This window comes from Burkholderia glumae LMG 2196 = ATCC 33617, from assembly GCF_000960995.1.
Taxonomy (GTDB): domain Bacteria; phylum Pseudomonadota; class Gammaproteobacteria; order Burkholderiales; family Burkholderiaceae; genus Burkholderia; species Burkholderia glumae.
This window is the reverse complement of record NZ_CP009435.1, coordinates 2,010,513-2,024,741: the sequence shown is the minus strand read 5'-3', so window position 1 is coordinate 2,024,741 and position 14,229 is coordinate 2,010,513. Positions and strand designations below refer to the sequence as shown.

The window sequence follows — 14,229 nt, the reverse complement described above, 5'->3', positions numbered from 1 at the left end:
AAGAGGAAAACCACCCTGGCGCCGGCCGCCAACGCGCTTCGAGAGATTCATGGGACAGATCACCCTGTCGATCAAGGACGACACCATCACGTCGCTGCGCAAGGACTTCGAGGCCTTCGTGCGCGTGTCGCAGAAGCTCGATCCGCAGTTCGCGACGCCGTCGTTCGAAGACTTCCTGCGCGCCAAGCTGCTCGACAACATGGTGCCGCTGACCGAGAACGCCGTGCAGCGCATGCTGCAGGGCGGCCAGTACGCGTGGGCGAAACGCACACTCGACAAGGAATTCCCCGACGTGCTCGCGATCATGATGCGGCAGGCGGAGAGCTTCGGCTTCGGCTTCGCGTCGCGCAGCGAATGGACCCCTGACGAGCTCGTGAAGGCGTGCCAGGACTGGGCCACCGCGCTCGTCACGGAAGCGCAGGGCGATCCGGCCCAGATCGAGCCGCTCGCCGCGCAGATCAAATCCGCGGTCCACGACATCCAGACGCTCGAGGAACGGATGCAGACGCCCGCCTGGCGGCTCGCCGAATCGCTGCGCCAGCGCGTCTACGAGGCGAAGCTCGCCTGCGAGATGAGCGTCGGCAGCCTGGCGCGCGAGAAGCTCGGCGAGTTGCGCGGGCTGCTGCGGCTCGGCATCTCGCACGGCTCGTTCCAGAAGCAGGAAGCCCAGCAGATCATGGAATACCTGCGCCTGCTGAAGCCGGAAATCTTTGTCGAGGAACCCTACGACATCTTCTCGCGGCTCGCCGGGTGGCTGCGCGGGATCTTCCTGGTGGCTGCGCCGATGCAGCCCAAGGCGCCGGTTCAGCAAAAGCAGCAGCGCAGGCCGTAATCCCGCCCGCGGCCGCGCCGGCCCGCTCGACGCGGCATCCGGCCCGGGCGCGCAGCCGCGGCTCACGCGCGTCGGGACTGCCACGCGCAGGCCGCGGCGCCGGTGTCGCTTACTGCGACTGCGAGCCGTTGCCGCCGCCCGACGGCGCCATCGGCGACATGCCGTTGGTATTGCCGTTCACGGCATCGCCCGCTTTCGACTTCGCGCCGTGCATCGAGCTATGGGAGCGCATCTTCGCATGCGGCGCCGTCGAATGCTTGGCGCCCGTGCCGCCGGCGCCCGGACCGGTGCCCGGCGCGGTCGGTGCGGCGTCGGTACCGCCGCCGGCGCTCATGCCGGCGCCGCCCGACGGACCGCCGCCGCCACCACCGGCACCAGCGCCAGCGCCCGTGCCTGCGCCACCTGCGCCGCCACCAGCCTGGGCCATGGCGGCGGTCGCGCCGAACGCCATGGTGGTCACGACAAGCGCGCTCATCAGCTTCATACGAATTCCGGACATGACATTTCTCCTCGGGTGAATGGGACACGGCTCGACCGCGAACCGCGCCACGCCGCCGCAACGGGCGGCAGGTTCATGAAATGCCGGCGGCCGGCCGGGCCGGGTCGCCGTCATGGCCGCCATCGCTGCCCGGCCGGCGCACGCCCGCCGCCGGCGGCTCGCGGCCGGCGCACCAGCGCCTGCCACCACCCATGCGGTCGGGTTTACGCCGTCTCGGAGTCGCGTCGTCGATGCCGGCCTCAAGGCTTGCGCAGCGTTCGTTCCCGATCCGGCAGCGCGCGTCCGGTAAGTCCCCGGGCGCGGCGCGCGCCGCGCCCGATGCGCCGCCCGTGCCCGTCGCGGCGGGCTTTGCGCAGAACTGGCCGGCGCCGGCGGTGCCGGCCTCACGCGGCGCTCGCCGCGGTGATCGCGCTGGCTTATGATGCGAAGCCTTGTCTTTTTTACTCATGCGCGCACGCCGTGCATGCCATTCGATGCCCAATCTGGATTTCACGCTGACCGGCGAATTCGTCGAACTGCACAACCTGCTCAAGATCACCGGCGTGGCCGACAGCGGCGGCTCCGCCAAGGTCCTGGTCGCCTCGGGCGCGGTGCGCGTCGACGGCGCCGTCGAGCTGCGCAAGACCTGCAAGATCCGCGCGGGCCAAGTGGTGCTGTTCGAGGACACGCGCATCGCCGTCCACGGCGCTTAAGGGTCAGGTTCGGCTTCGCCGCACCCCGCCGAGGTGCGTGCGGCGCTGCCCGCCGGCACGTCGGGCCCCTGCGCGGCGCGATTCGACAGCGGGAAGCGAAACCCGTAAGCTTGCCGTCCCAGTACAACAACGCCGCGCGGGCTCGCACTCGCGCGCACCGCTCATGCCGCGTCACGATTTCTCGCGCGCCGCTCTCGCGCCGCCCTCCTTTTCCCGCCACGCAGCCGACACCGCCCGTCTGGCCGCGCCGCTTGCGATCGCACAGCTCTCGCAGATGGCGATGAGCGTCACCGACACGGTACTGCTCGGCTCGCTCGGTCCCGATGCGCTCGCCGCCGGCGGCCTCGGCGCCACGCTGTTCTTCGTCGCCGTCACGGTGTTGCAGGGCGTGCTGAGCTCGGTCAGCGTCAGTGTCGCCCACGCGCGCGGTGCCCGCGACGACAGCCAGATTCCCCACATCTACTGGACCGGCGTGGTGCTCGCGCTGCTGCTGTCGGTGCCGGCGATCGCGGTGCTGCTCTACACCGAGCCGCTGCTGCTGATGTTCCACGAGCCGCCGATGCTGGCCCACCACATCGGCGAATACACGCGCGTGCTGAGTCTGGCCGCGCCCGGCAGCCTGATCGGCGTCGGCCTGATGCGCTCGTTCCTGCCGGCGATCGGCGCGGCGCGACGCCTGCTGTGGGTGTCGATCGCGAGCGTCGGCGTCAACGCGGTGCTGAACTACGGGCTGATCCACGGTGCGTTCGGGTTGCCGCGGCTTGGCTTCCTCGGCTCGGCGGCGGCCACCACCCTCACCATCTGGCTCACCGCGATCTCGCTCATGCTGCTGCTGCATGGCCGGCCGGCCTACCGCCAGTTCGTCGCGGCCTCGCGCCCGAAGCTGCCGCTGATGGGCGAGCTGGTCGGCATCGGCTGGCCGGTGGCGATCACCTACGGGGTCGAGTCGACCCTGTTCCTCGCCACCGGCCTCACGATCGGCGTGCTCGGCGAGACCTCGCTCGCCGCGCACCAAATCGCCCTCAACATCGCCTCGGTCACCTTCATGGTGCCGCTCGCGATCGGCCAGGCCGCCAACGTGCGCGTGAGCTACTGGGTCGGCGCCGGCGCGCCGCTCGCCGCTCGCCACGCGGGCTTCGTCGCGATCGGGCTCGGCGCCGCGTTCATGTTGCTGTCCGGGCTCGTGATGATCGTCGCGCCGCACGCGATCGTCGGGCTCTATCTGCGTCTCGACGACCCGGCCAACGCGCGCACCATCGCGCTGGCGGCCTCGCTGCTCGGCATCGCCGCGCTGTTCCAGATCGTCGACGGCGTGCAGACAGTGGGCTCGGGCTGCCTGCGCGGCCTCAAGGACACGCGCGTGCCGATGCTGGCCGCCACGATCGGCTACTGGGGCATCGGCTTCCCGGTGGGCTACTGGTTCGCGTTCCATGTCGGGCTGGGCGCGCGCGGGCTCTGGTGGGGCCTCGCGGCCGGCCTCGCCAGCGTCGCGGTGCTGATGACGTGGCGCTTCCACCGCAAGACCTCAATGCTGGCCGGCCGCTGACCGCCTGCGCCGCGAGCCGACGTGAAATCGGCCGCGGCGCTATGCTGGTCGCCTCCGGACGCCGTCGCCAGAACGGTGCCCGTCCCCACTTGCGCTTTCATGCCGTGCGCCGCGCGGCATGGTCCCTTTCTCAGTGACGGAGTCATCAAGATGAGCGAAGCAGTACGGATGGAACGCGACACGTTCGGCGAAATCGCGGTGCCGGACGCCCGCCTGTGGGGTGCCCAGACGCAGCGTTCGCTGCAGAACTTCCGGATCTCAACGGAAAAGCAGTCGCCCGAGCTGATCCATGCGCTCGCGCTGATCAAGCGCGCGGCGGCCAGCGTCAACCGTGAGCTCGGCGTGCTGCCGGAGGACAAGGCGAACGCGATCGTGGCGGCAGCCGACGAAATCATCGCCGGCAGGCACCCGGACGAGTTCCCGCTCGCGGTCTGGCAGACCGGCTCGGGCACGCAAACCAACATGAACCTCAACGAGGTGATCGCGAACCGCGCGAGCGAGCTGCTGGGCGGGGTGCGCGGCGAGTCGCGCAAGGTCCACCCGAACGACGACGTGAACCGCGGCCAGTCGTCGAACGACGTGTTCCCGACGGCGATGCACATCGCCGCCGCGCTCGCGATCCACGCCCGGCTGCTGCCGGCGTTGAAGCGCCTGCGCGCGACGCTCGACGAGAAGTCGAAGGCGTTCGCCGCGATCGTCAAGATCGGCCGCACGCACCTGCAGGACGCCACGCCGCTCACGCTCGGCCAGGAGTTCTCGGGCTACGTGGCGCAGCTCGACCAGGGCATCCGCCACGTCGAATCGACGCTGCCGCATCTGTACGAACTCGCGCAGGGCGGCACCGCGGTCGGCACCGGCCTCAACGCACATCCGCAGTTCGCGGCGGCGGTGGCCGACGAAATCGGCCGGCTCACCCAGTTGCCGTTCGTCACGGCACCAAACAAGTTCGAGGTCATGGCCGCGGCCGACGCGCTGGTGTTCGCGCACGGCGCGCTGAAGACGGTCGCCGCGAGCCTGATGAAGATCGCCAACGACGTGCGCTGGCTCGCCAGCGGCCCGCGCTGCGGTCTCGGCGAGCTGTCGATCCCGGAAAACGAGCCGGGCAGCTCGATCATGCCGGGCAAGGTGAACCCGACCCAGTCCGAGGCGGTGACGATGCTGTGCTGCCAGGTGTTCGGCAACGACGTGGCGGTGAATTTCGGCGGCGCGAGCGGCAACTTCGAGTTGAACGTGTTCCGTCCGATGATCGCGCACAACGTGCTGCAGTCGGTGCGGCTGCTGGCCGACGGCGCGCTCAGCTTCAACGACCACTGCGCGGTCGGCATCGAGCCGAACCGTTCACGCATCGACACGCTGCTCAATGAATCGCTGATGCTGGTGACGGCGCTCAATCCGCACATCGGCTACGACAAGGCCGCCCAGATCGCGAAGAAGGCGCACAAGGACGGCACCACGCTGAAGGCCGCCGCGCTCGCGCTCGGCTACGTGAGCGAGGCGCAATTCGACGAGTGGGTCAAGCCGGCCGAGATGATCGGCAAGCCCTGAGCGGCACGGCCGGCGCCGCCGCGATGCCCGGCAGGCCCGGGCGGTGGGGCGGACGCGCCGGCCGGCATCACTGCCGGGTCCGGGCTCGCGCATCGTCCGTCGCGCGCCGGCCCCGGCCGTTTCAGACGGAGCCCTTCGCGACTTCCTCGGGCTTGAGCTCGACGATCTTGTCGAGCGCCGCGCGCACGTCCATCGCGTACTGCGCGAGACGCTTCTCCTCGTCGGTGACGGGCACGAAGGGCGGCACCGGCAGCGGGTTGCCGTTCTCGTCCACCGCCACGAACACCACGAGGCAGTCGGTGGTCTGGCGCAGCACGCCGCCCTTCGGATCGCCGGCCTGAACCGACACGTGGATGTGCATGCTGGTGCGGCCCGTGGCGACCACGCGCGCCTTCAACTCGACCAGGTTGCCGACCAGGATCGGCCGCTGGAAACGGATGTTGCCGACGCTGACGGTCACGCAATAGCGGCTCGACCAGATCGCCGCGCAGGCATAGGCGGTTTCGTCGATCCACTTCATCAGCGCACCGCCGTGAACCTTGCCGCCGAAGTTCACGGAGGTCGGCTCGGCGAGGAAACGGAACACGGTCTCGGAGCGATCGAGCGGCGCGGTGGGCGGGGATTTCGACATCTTGGGCTCCGTTTCGGGCGGTATCGTGTGGATGCGCCGATTATACGGGGCCGCGACGATGCACCGCGCCCATCCCTTCCTGCGATGTCCGTCCGCCGAGGTGCGCGCGTGGCTCAGTTGTGAACGCTGATGCCCTGGTCGATCGTGCCGTACATCTCGATGCTGCCGTGGCCCGCGTCGCCGCCCGCCGCGCCGCCGTTCGCGCAGCCCGCGCAGACGAGCGCCACGGCCAGTGCCGCCAGCCAGACCTTGGTCAGTTTGCGCATGATCGTTTCCTCTCGCTACCGGATGGAGCGCATTCTACGCGGCGCCTCCGGCAGCGGACGCGCCTTCGACATTTCACGACGGCCAAAATCATCGAATCCGCGCCGCGCCTACACTGCTACCACCCCCGCCCCACGGAGCCCGCCCATGATCGCCACCGACCCGCACTTTCCCGGCCTGAGCCGGATCGGCGCGCTGCTCGCCGACCCGGCACGGGCGGCCATGCTATGGGCGCTGATGGACGGCAGCGCGCGCCCGGCCGGCGAACTCGCACGAATCGCCGGACTCTCGCCGTCGGCCGGCAGCGCGCATCTCGCGCGCCTGACCGACGGCGGCCTGCTGGTGCCCGATGTGCGCGGCCGGCATCGCTATTACCGGATCGCCTCGTCCGAGGTCGCCGCCTCGATCGAGGCGCTCGCGAATCTCGCGCAGGCCGCCGCGACCGCCAGGCCGCCCGAGGCCAGCCGGCCCGCACGCACCGTGCCGCACGCGCTGCGCCACGCGCGCACCTGCTACGACCACATGGCGGGCGAACTCGCGGTGCAGCTCTACGAACGCATGCTCGATGCCGGCTGGCTGAGCGCCGGCGCGCGCGAGGTCGAGGTCACACCGGCCGGCGCGGTGCAATTCGCGCGCTGGCAGATCGATCTGGGCCGCGAGCGGCAGCGCCGCCGGCGCTTCGCCTGCACCTGCCTCGACTGGAGCGAACGGCGCGCGCATCTGGCCGGCGCGCTCGGCGCCGCGCTGCTCGACGCGTTCCGCGCGCAGCACTGGATCGAGTCCGCCGGCAAGCCGCGCCTGCTGCGCGTCACGCCGGAAGGACGGCGTCAGTTCGCACGCCTGCTTACCGCCGGTTGACAGCGGATTTTCAGGCGGTTGACGAAGCACGCGCGGCGACATGGTTTGTTACAGGGATCGCGAGGCGCATTACAAAAGCGGGCGTTCGGAAACATCGGGCGCGGGTAGAGTGAGCTCACCGGTGCGCCGACGCGCCGGATCTCGAGCCACGAGTTCAACATGACATCACGCCGCGCTTCGTTCCTGACCACCTCGCCGAGCGCACTGGCCGCGCTGGCCCTCGCCGCCTTCACGGCGCTCGGCCTCGCCGCGCCGGGCGTGCTCGCCCAGACGCCGCCCTCCGCGCCTGCCGCGCAGCAGCCGGGGGGCGACCCGCCCTCGCGCGTGGCGCGGCTCGACTATCTATCCGGCCCGGTGACCACCGAGCCCGCCGGCGCGAGCGACTGGTCCTACGCCGCCGTGAACCGCCCGCTGACCACCGGCGACCAGCTCTGGAACGATCGCGGCGGCCGCTCGGAAATGCATATCGGCTCGACCGCGGTGCGGCTCGATCAATCGACCTCGCTCTCGATCCTGAATCTCGACGATAGGAGCGCCCAGCTCAAGGTGGCGCTCGGCACGCTGTCGACGCACGTGCGCGAGGAGCCGCCCGGCAGCGCCTATGAAATCGACACGCCGAACCTCGCGCTGGCGATCAACGGTCCCGGCGACTATCGCGTCGACGTCGCGCCGGACGGCGGCTCGACCACCGTCACGGTGCGCAGCGGCAGCGCGACCGCGTACGGCGACCAAGGCCAGATGCCGATCGGTCCCGGCCAGCAAATCAGCTTCACCGGCACCGCCCTGCAGACGGCCGGCAGCGGCGCGGCGCCCGCGCCCGACGCATTCGACACGTGGGGCGACGCGCGCGACGCGGCCGAGGATCGCTCGATCTCCGCCCGCTACGTGTCGCGCGACATCCCCGGCTATCAGGATCTCGACGCGAACGGCAGCTGGCACGAGACGCCCGAGTACGGCGCGGTCTGGATTCCGAACAACGTGCCGGCCGGCTGGGCTCCCTATCACACCGGCCACTGGATCTGGCAGGCGCCGTGGGGCTGGACCTGGGTCGACGACGCGCCGTGGGGCTTCGCACCCTACCACTACGGCCGCTGGGCCTATATCGACGACAGCTGGGGCTGGGTGCCCGGCCCGCTCGTGCCGGCCGCGCCGCCCTGCTATGCGCCGGCGCTAGTGGCCTTCGTGGGCGGCGGGGGCGGCGGCTTCGACTGGAGCGTCGGACTGGCCGCGGGCGGCGCGCTCGCCGCCGGCATCGCATGGTTCCCGCTCGGCCCGCGCGATGTCTGGCACCCAGGCTGGCAGGGCTGGAGCCCGCATTACTACGAACGCGTGAACCGGCCGGTGGTCATCAACCAGACCGTCAACATCACCAACATCACCACCATCCACAACACCTACGTGAACTATCACGTACACAACGCCATCACCGCCGTGCCGGCGACGGCGTTCATGCACGGCCAGCCCGTCGCGCACTTCGCGCAGCACGTCGATCCGCAGCAATGGCGCAACGCGCGCATCGGCGCGGGCGCGCCCGCAGTAGCGCCGGTGCGCCAGAGCTTCTCGGGCGGCCTGCGCAACGCGGCCTACCGGCCGCCGCAGGCCGCGTTCGCGCATCCGGTCGTGGCCACCCGCAATCCGGCCGTACCGGCCGCGTTCCACGACCGGCAGGCACAGCAGTATGCGCAGCACGGCGGCAGCGTGCCGGGCGCGGGCACGCCGGTGATCCGCACCGCACCGCCGCCGAACTACGCGCCGCGGCCGGTCCGGCCGGCGGCCGGCGGCGGTGCCCCGGCCGACGGTCGCGGCCCGTGGGCGATGCGCGGCGTGCAGCTCGTGAACACGCACGGGCCGGTGCTGCAAACGGGCCGCGCCGGGCCGGCGGCGCGCCCCGGCGCGGCCGTGATGCCGGCCGCCGGCCTCGCACGGTCGGGCGCCGCGCTGCCTGGCAACGGCGTGCCGCGCCCTCCCGCCGGGGCGTGGCAGCCGGGCGGCGCGCAGCCGCCCGAGCAGGCGGCCCGTGGCGGCCAGCCGGCGTGGACCCAGCCGCATGCGCCGATCGCGCAGCAGCGCGCCGACGGCCGTTTCCCGCGCCACGACGCGCCGGTCGAGCACGGCGGCGAGGGCGTTCAGCTTCACCCGAACGTCGGACAGCAGAACGGACAGAACCGGCAGCCGCATGTCAACGGCGTGCCGAGCCCGGGCGGACACGGCTTCGCGCCGGTCCCGGCGCCGCACGCGGCGCAGGAGAGGCAGGTGCCCACCGAGCCGCGCGCCGAGCAACAGGCGCCGCACATGAACGCGCCCCGGCCCGATTTCGGGCGACAGCCGGTGCCGATGCCGGCCCCGCAGCAGCATGTCGAGGCGCCCGCCTTCGAACGCCCGCAGCCGCGCGCCGAGGCCCCCCGCTTCGAGCGCCCGCAGCAGCAGCCGCGCGCCGAGACGCCACGCATGGCGGCACCGCAGCCGCATTTCGAGCGCCCCCAGCCGCAGCCGCACATGGAGCCGCAGCACATGGCCCAGCCGCACATGGAAATGCCGCACCAGGCGCCATCGCAGCCGCGTCCGCAGGAGGCGGCGCATCAGGGGCATGCCGCGCACGGCTGAGGTACGCCGTCGCCGCCGGCCAACGCGCGCGGCCACACGTCCGGTCCGCTCCGGCAACGAGCCGGCAGCAACCCGCCCGCGCCGACCTCGCGCGGGCGGGTGACGCTGCGCTGCCGGGCCGCCTGCCCGGCGCCTGCCTCAGACCGCCATCGGCGCGCTCAGCGGCGCGTGGTGGCGGTAACCGGCGAGCGTGAAATCGGCCGGCTCGATCCGCTCCAGCCATTCGGGCGCGTAGACGCCCGTCTTCGCGTAGTCGGGCACGCGCTCGGCGATCTCGAGGCGCGGGCTCTCGTAGGGCTCGCGCTCGAGCTGCTGGCGCAGCATGTCGAGCTGGTTCTCGTAGATGTGCGCGTCGCCGATGAAATAGCTGAACCAGCGCGGCTGGTATCCCGTCAGCCGGCCGACGAGCTCCAGCAGCGCCGCACCTTCCGCGAGGTTGAACGGCGTGCCGAGCCCCACGTCGTTGCTGCGGATGTACAGGCAGAGCGAGATCTCGCGCTTCGCCAGATTCGGCAGGAACTGATAGAGCAGATGACAGGCCGGCAGCGCGATTTCCTCGAGCTTGACGGGATTCCAGCCGTGGAACAGGATGCGCCGGCTCGACGGGTCGCGCATGATCGTGTCGAGGCAGTCGCGCAGCTGGTCGATCGCCTTGTGCAACAGCAGCTTTTGCGCGCCCGCCTCGTCGAAGCGCGTGACGATGCGATAGCCGCGCGCGAGCGCGTCCTCGAGCTGCGCCGTGGCCTGCGCGTCGAGCACCTTGTAGCCGGGCCAGCGGCGCCACTGCACGCCATACACGTCGCCGAGGTCGTCCACGCCGGTGCGATACGGGTTAGCGAGCCAGGCGGCGTTCTCGTTCGCATTGGCATCCCAGACCTTGCAACCGAGCGCGCGGAACTCGGCGGCGCTGCGCGAGGCGCGCAGGAAGCCGACCAGTTCGCCGATGGCGGACTTGAACGCGAGCTTCTTGGTGGTGACCGCCGGAAAGCCCTGCTGGAGATCGAAGCGCAGCATCGCGCCGGGAATGCCGATGGTGCGCACGCCGGTGCGGTTTTCCTGCCAGGAGCCGGTGTCGAGGATGGTGCGGACGAGATCGAGATACTGTTTCATGCGGGTTCCTTCGGCCGCGAGCGCGGCCACACCCGGCGATTCTAACAAGCCTCGCGCCGCGCGGCCGGCGGCGGGCGCAGCGAGCCGGCAACGCGCCACCTGCGATCGGCTCGGTTCGCGCGGTGCGCGGCGGCCAGGCGCCCGGCAGGCAGCGACGCGCACCCGCCGGCCGGCCCCGCCCGGCGATCCGGTAGAATCGGCGGCTTTCCCGCCCGCCCCCGGATCTCCCATGACGACCCTGAGCCTGATCGTCGCGCGCGCCCGCAACGGCGTGATCGGCCGCGACAACCAGCTTCCCTGGAAGCTCCCCGAGGATCTCGCGTTCTTCAAGCGCACCACGATGGGCGCGCCGATCGTGATGGGCCGCAAGACCCACGAATCGATCGGCAGGCCGCTGCCGGGGCGCCGCAACATCGTCGTCACGCGCGACGCGACGCGGCGCTTCGACGGCTGCGACGTGGCCGGCTCGCTGGCCGAGGCGCTCGCGGCGGCGGCACGCGACGGCGCGGCCGAAGCCTTCCTGATCGGCGGCGCGCAGCTGTACGCCGAGGGGCTGCACGCCGCCGACAAGCTGATCGTCACCGAGATCGACGCCGATTTCGACGGCGACGCGCATTTCCCGGCCCCCGATCCGGCGCAGTGGCGCGAGGTGTCGCGCGAGCGCCATCATGCGGCCGCGCCGAACGACTTCGACTACGCGTTCGTGGTCTACGTGCGCGCGCCTGCGCCCTGACGAGCCCGGCCCGCTGCCTGCCTGCGCCCCCACCGCGCCGATAAAAAAAAGCGCCGCTTCGCGCGGCGCTTCCTGCTTCAGCCCGGCGCGGGGCAAGCCCGCGCGCCGCTCACTGCCCGGCGATCGTCATCTGCTCGATCAGCACCGAGCCGGTTTCCTTGGTGCCGCGCACGATCGTGTCGGCGCCGATCGCGACGATGTGGCGGAACATCTCCTGCAGCGTGCTCGCCACCGTGATCTCTTCCACCGGGTACTGGATCACGCCGTTCTCGACCCAGAAGCCCGCCGCGCCGCGCGAATAGTCGCCCGTCACGTAGTTCACGCCCTGCCCCATCAGCTCGGTCAGCAGCAGGCCGGTGCCGAGCTTCTTCAGCATCGCGTCGAAATCGTCGCCCGCCTTCGTGCCGGTGCTGCGCAGCGCGAGGTTGTGCGAGCCGCCCGCGTTGCCGGTGGTCTGCGTCTTGAGCTTGCGCGCCGAATAGGTCGACAGGAAATAGCCTTCCACCACGCCGTCCTTCACCACGCTGCGCGCCTGCGTGCGCACGCCTTCCTCGTCGAACGGCGCGCTGCCCATCGCGCGCGGCACGTGCGGATCCTCGAGCACCTGCACGTGCGGCGCGAACACCGGCTTGCCGAGGCTGTCGACGAGGAAGGTGGTCTTGCGGTAGAGCGCGCCGCCGCTGGTGGCCTGCACGAAGGCGCCGAGCAGGCCCGCCGCGAGCGGCGCCTCGAACAGCACCGGCACCTTGCGCGTGTCGAGCCGGCGCGCACCCATGCGCGCCAGCGCGCGCTCGGCCGCGTAACGGCCGACCGCCTCGGGGCTGGCGAGCTCGGCGGCGTTGCGCTTCGAGCTGTACCAATCGTCACGCTGCATGTTGCGGCCGCTGCCGGCGATCGGCGCGCAGGCCACGTAGTGACGCGAATACGGGTAGCCGCCCAGGAAGCCGCGCGAGGTGGCCAGCACGAACTGCGAATGCTGCGCCGACACGCTCGCGCCTTCGGAATTGCGGATCTGCGGGCTGACCGCGAACGCGGCGTCCTCCGCGCGGCGCGCGATCTCGACGGCCTCGTCGGCGCTCAGCGCCCACGGGTGGTAGAGATCGAGGTCGCGCGGCGCCGTCTCCAGCAGCTCGGCTTCGGCCAGGCCCGCCGCATCGTCCTCGGCCGTGAAGCGCGCGATGTTGTAGGCGGCCGCGACCGTGTCCTTCAGCGCGCTCGACGAGAAGTCCGAGGTGCTGGCGTTGCCGCGCTTCTTGCCGATGAACACCGTGACCCCGACCATCTTGTCGCGGTTGTGCTCGATCGTCTCGACTTCGCCGCGCCGCACCGACACCGACAGGCCGTCGCCTTCGGAGATTTCGGTCGCCGCGTCGGTCGCGCCGAGCGACTTCGCGTGCCGGAGGATGTCCGAGGCGATTTCTTTCAGTTGCTCCTGCGTGTGCGGGAAATGGCGCGCGGGTGCGTCGATATGGGCAGGCATCGTCGTGATATCCGGTGGCGGGCGCGGGCACCCGCTTGTTTCGAAATTGGCGTATCCCGCGATCATAACAAGGTCCGGCCGCCGCCACCTACCCATGCCGCCCCCTCCGCGCGACCGGCGGCGGCTCGCGGCGCGATACAATCTCGCCCATGAACCGCAAAACCCGTATCCAACCGATCGAGCCCGCCGACGACGACAGCGGCCACGGCTACGACCGCCCCAGCAAGTCGCAACTGAAACGCGAGATGCATGCGCTGCAGCAGCTTGGCCGCGACCTGGTCGAGCTGCCGAAGGACGCGCTCAAGCGCATGCCGATGCCGGAGAGCCTCGGCGACGCCGTGCGCGAGGCGCGCCGCATCACCGACCACGAAGGCAAGCGCCGCCAGCTGCAGTACATCGGCAAGGTGATGCGCGTGCTGACCGAGCCCGAGATCGAGGCGCTCAAGTCCGCGCTCGACGCCCAGCGCGGCGTGAACAAGGCCGAAACCGCGCGGCTGCACTGGATCGAGCGCACGCGCGACCAGCTGCTCGCCGCCGACGAGGCGCTGACCGCCTTCATCCGCGACTATCCGGCCGCCGACGTGCAGGAAGGCCGCACGCTGATCCGCAACGCGCGCAAGGAAGCCGAGCAGGGCAAGCCGCCGCGCTACTTCCGCGAGCTGTTCCAGTGGATCAAGACCGCGAGCGGCACGCCGGGCGAGGCCGACGGCGAGCGCGACGAGGATCACGACGAGGATCACGACCATGACGACGAAGCGTAAGCACCCCGACGAACTGATCGTCGGCCTCGTGTCGATCAGCGACCGCGCGAGCCGCGGCGACTACCAGGACCAGGGCATCCCGGCGCTCGAAGGCTGGCTCGGCGGCGCGCTCGTCTCGCCGTGGCGCGCCGAGACGCGCCTGATCGCCGACGAGGCCGAGCTGATCTCGGCCACGCTCGTCGAACTGATCGACACCGCCGGCTGCGACCTGGTGCTGACCACGGGCGGCACCGGCCCGGCGCGGCGCGACGTGACGCCGGAGGCGACGCTTGCGATCGCCACCAGGGAAATGCCGGGCTTCGGCGAACAGATGCGTCAGATCAGCCTGCGTTTCGTGCCGACCGCGATCCTCTCGCGGCAGGTCGCGGTGATCCGCGAGACGGCCGACCACGCGGCGCTCGTGATCAACCTGCCGGGGCAGCCGAAATCGATCCGGGAAACGCTCGAGGGACTGCGCGACGCGGCCGGCGCCGTGGTGGTGCCGGGCATCTTCGCCGCGGTGCCGTATTGCATCGACCTGATCGGCGGCCCCTACATCGAGACGCGCCCCGAGGTCACGGCCGCGTTCCGGCCCAAGAGCGCGCAGCGGCCGCCGCGCGAGGCGTGAGGCCCGGCGCGGCCACGGCCATGGCCGTCCCCGCGCGCGCCGCCGTGCGCCGCCGTGCGCCACCTTC

Annotated in this window: 15 protein-coding genes; 9 read left to right on the top strand and 6 right to left on the bottom strand. The window is 71.2% G+C overall.

Going from position 1 to position 14,229, the window contains the following annotated elements:
- Nucleotides 1-49 precede the first annotated feature (49 nt).
- Nucleotides 50-832, top strand: a complete 783-nt coding sequence (locus KS03_RS21745; protein WP_012734996.1) for a DUF4088 family protein — start codon at nucleotides 50-52, stop codon at nucleotides 830-832.
- A gap of 109 nt (nucleotides 833-941) precedes the next feature.
- Here KS03_RS21745 and KS03_RS32090 read toward each other — a convergent pair whose 3' ends face one another.
- Together KS03_RS32090 and KS03_RS31600 are read right to left on the bottom strand one after the other, a co-directional pair.
- Nucleotides 942-1,331 carry a hypothetical protein gene (locus KS03_RS32090; protein ID WP_045678886.1) on the bottom strand — a complete coding sequence of 130 codons (390 nt, stop codon included), beginning with the start codon at nucleotides 1,329-1,331 and terminating at the stop codon, nucleotides 942-944.
- 73 nt (nucleotides 1,332-1,404) lie between these two features.
- The gene (locus KS03_RS31600; protein ID WP_124837029.1) at nucleotides 1,405-1,779 is read right to left on the bottom strand and encodes a hypothetical protein; all 375 of its coding nucleotides are present in this window, start codon (nucleotides 1,777-1,779) and stop codon (nucleotides 1,405-1,407) included.
- Between the two features lie 25 nt (nucleotides 1,780-1,804).
- On the opposite strand from KS03_RS31600, the gene KS03_RS21735 reads away from it, so the two are divergent.
- The 3 genes from KS03_RS21735 to fumC all read left to right on the top strand — a co-directional run bounded on the left by KS03_RS21735 (nucleotide 1,805) and on the right by fumC (nucleotide 5,114).
- On the top strand, nucleotides 1,805-2,023 hold the full coding sequence (locus KS03_RS21735) for an RNA-binding S4 domain-containing protein (protein WP_012734995.1): 219 nt from the start codon (nucleotides 1,805-1,807) through the stop codon (nucleotides 2,021-2,023).
- A 163-nt stretch (nucleotides 2,024-2,186) separates the two neighbouring features.
- Nucleotides 2,187-3,569, top strand: a complete 1,383-nt coding sequence (locus KS03_RS21730) for an MATE family efflux transporter (RefSeq protein ID WP_012734994.1) — start codon at nucleotides 2,187-2,189, stop codon at nucleotides 3,567-3,569.
- 150 nt (nucleotides 3,570-3,719) lie between these two features.
- Nucleotides 3,720-5,114 carry a class II fumarate hydratase gene (gene fumC, locus KS03_RS21725; RefSeq protein ID WP_012734993.1) on the top strand — a complete coding sequence of 465 codons (1,395 nt, stop codon included), beginning with the start codon at nucleotides 3,720-3,722 and terminating at the stop codon, nucleotides 5,112-5,114.
- A 121-nt stretch (nucleotides 5,115-5,235) separates the two neighbouring features.
- Here fumC and KS03_RS21720 read toward each other — a convergent pair whose 3' ends face one another.
- Nucleotides 5,236-5,745 (bottom strand): acyl-CoA thioesterase, encoded by a 510-nt coding sequence (locus tag KS03_RS21720; protein ID WP_012734992.1) that lies wholly within the window; start codon nucleotides 5,743-5,745, stop codon nucleotides 5,236-5,238.
- A 113-nt stretch (nucleotides 5,746-5,858) separates the two neighbouring features.
- Entirely contained in the window at nucleotides 5,859-6,011 is a 153-nt protein-coding gene (locus KS03_RS32355; protein ID WP_012734991.1) for a hypothetical protein, read from the bottom strand.
- A gap of 145 nt (nucleotides 6,012-6,156) precedes the next feature.
- On the opposite strand from KS03_RS32355, the gene KS03_RS21715 reads away from it, so the two are divergent.
- Both KS03_RS21715 and KS03_RS21710 read left to right on the top strand, forming a co-directional pair.
- The gene (locus KS03_RS21715; RefSeq protein ID WP_012734990.1) at nucleotides 6,157-6,867 is read left to right on the top strand and encodes an ArsR/SmtB family transcription factor; all 711 of its coding nucleotides are present in this window, start codon (nucleotides 6,157-6,159) and stop codon (nucleotides 6,865-6,867) included.
- Nucleotides 6,868-7,026: 159 nt separating this feature from the next.
- Nucleotides 7,027-9,471 (top strand): DUF6600 domain-containing protein, encoded by a 2,445-nt coding sequence (locus tag KS03_RS21710; protein WP_012734989.1) that lies wholly within the window; start codon nucleotides 7,027-7,029, stop codon nucleotides 9,469-9,471.
- Between the two features lie 138 nt (nucleotides 9,472-9,609).
- On the opposite strand, the gene KS03_RS21705 is transcribed toward KS03_RS21710, so the two are convergent.
- On the bottom strand, nucleotides 9,610-10,581 hold the full coding sequence (locus KS03_RS21705; protein ID WP_012734988.1) for a thymidylate synthase: 972 nt from the start codon (nucleotides 10,579-10,581) through the stop codon (nucleotides 9,610-9,612).
- 229 nt (nucleotides 10,582-10,810) lie between these two features.
- Here KS03_RS21705 and KS03_RS21700 point away from each other — a divergent pair, with 229 nt between their 5' ends.
- On the top strand, nucleotides 10,811-11,314 hold the full coding sequence (locus KS03_RS21700; RefSeq protein WP_012734987.1) for a dihydrofolate reductase: 504 nt from the start codon (nucleotides 10,811-10,813) through the stop codon (nucleotides 11,312-11,314).
- Between the two features lie 109 nt (nucleotides 11,315-11,423).
- Here KS03_RS21700 and pmbA read toward each other — a convergent pair whose 3' ends face one another.
- Nucleotides 11,424-12,794: a metalloprotease PmbA gene (gene pmbA, locus KS03_RS21695; protein WP_012734986.1), complete on the bottom strand. Its 1,371-nt coding sequence runs from the start codon at nucleotides 12,792-12,794 to the stop codon at nucleotides 11,424-11,426.
- A gap of 149 nt (nucleotides 12,795-12,943) precedes the next feature.
- Here pmbA and yjgA point away from each other — a divergent pair, with 149 nt between their 5' ends.
- Both yjgA and mog read left to right on the top strand, forming a co-directional pair.
- Nucleotides 12,944-13,555 carry a ribosome biogenesis factor YjgA gene (yjgA, locus tag KS03_RS21690; protein ID WP_012734985.1) on the top strand — a complete coding sequence of 204 codons (612 nt, stop codon included), beginning with the start codon at nucleotides 12,944-12,946 and terminating at the stop codon, nucleotides 13,553-13,555.
- Nucleotides 13,539-14,162 (top strand): molybdopterin adenylyltransferase, encoded by a 624-nt coding sequence (gene mog, locus KS03_RS21685; RefSeq protein WP_012734984.1) that lies wholly within the window; start codon nucleotides 13,539-13,541, stop codon nucleotides 14,160-14,162. Before yjgA ends, mog begins: the two co-directional genes overlap by 17 nt.
- Nucleotides 14,163-14,229: the final 67 nt, after the last annotated feature.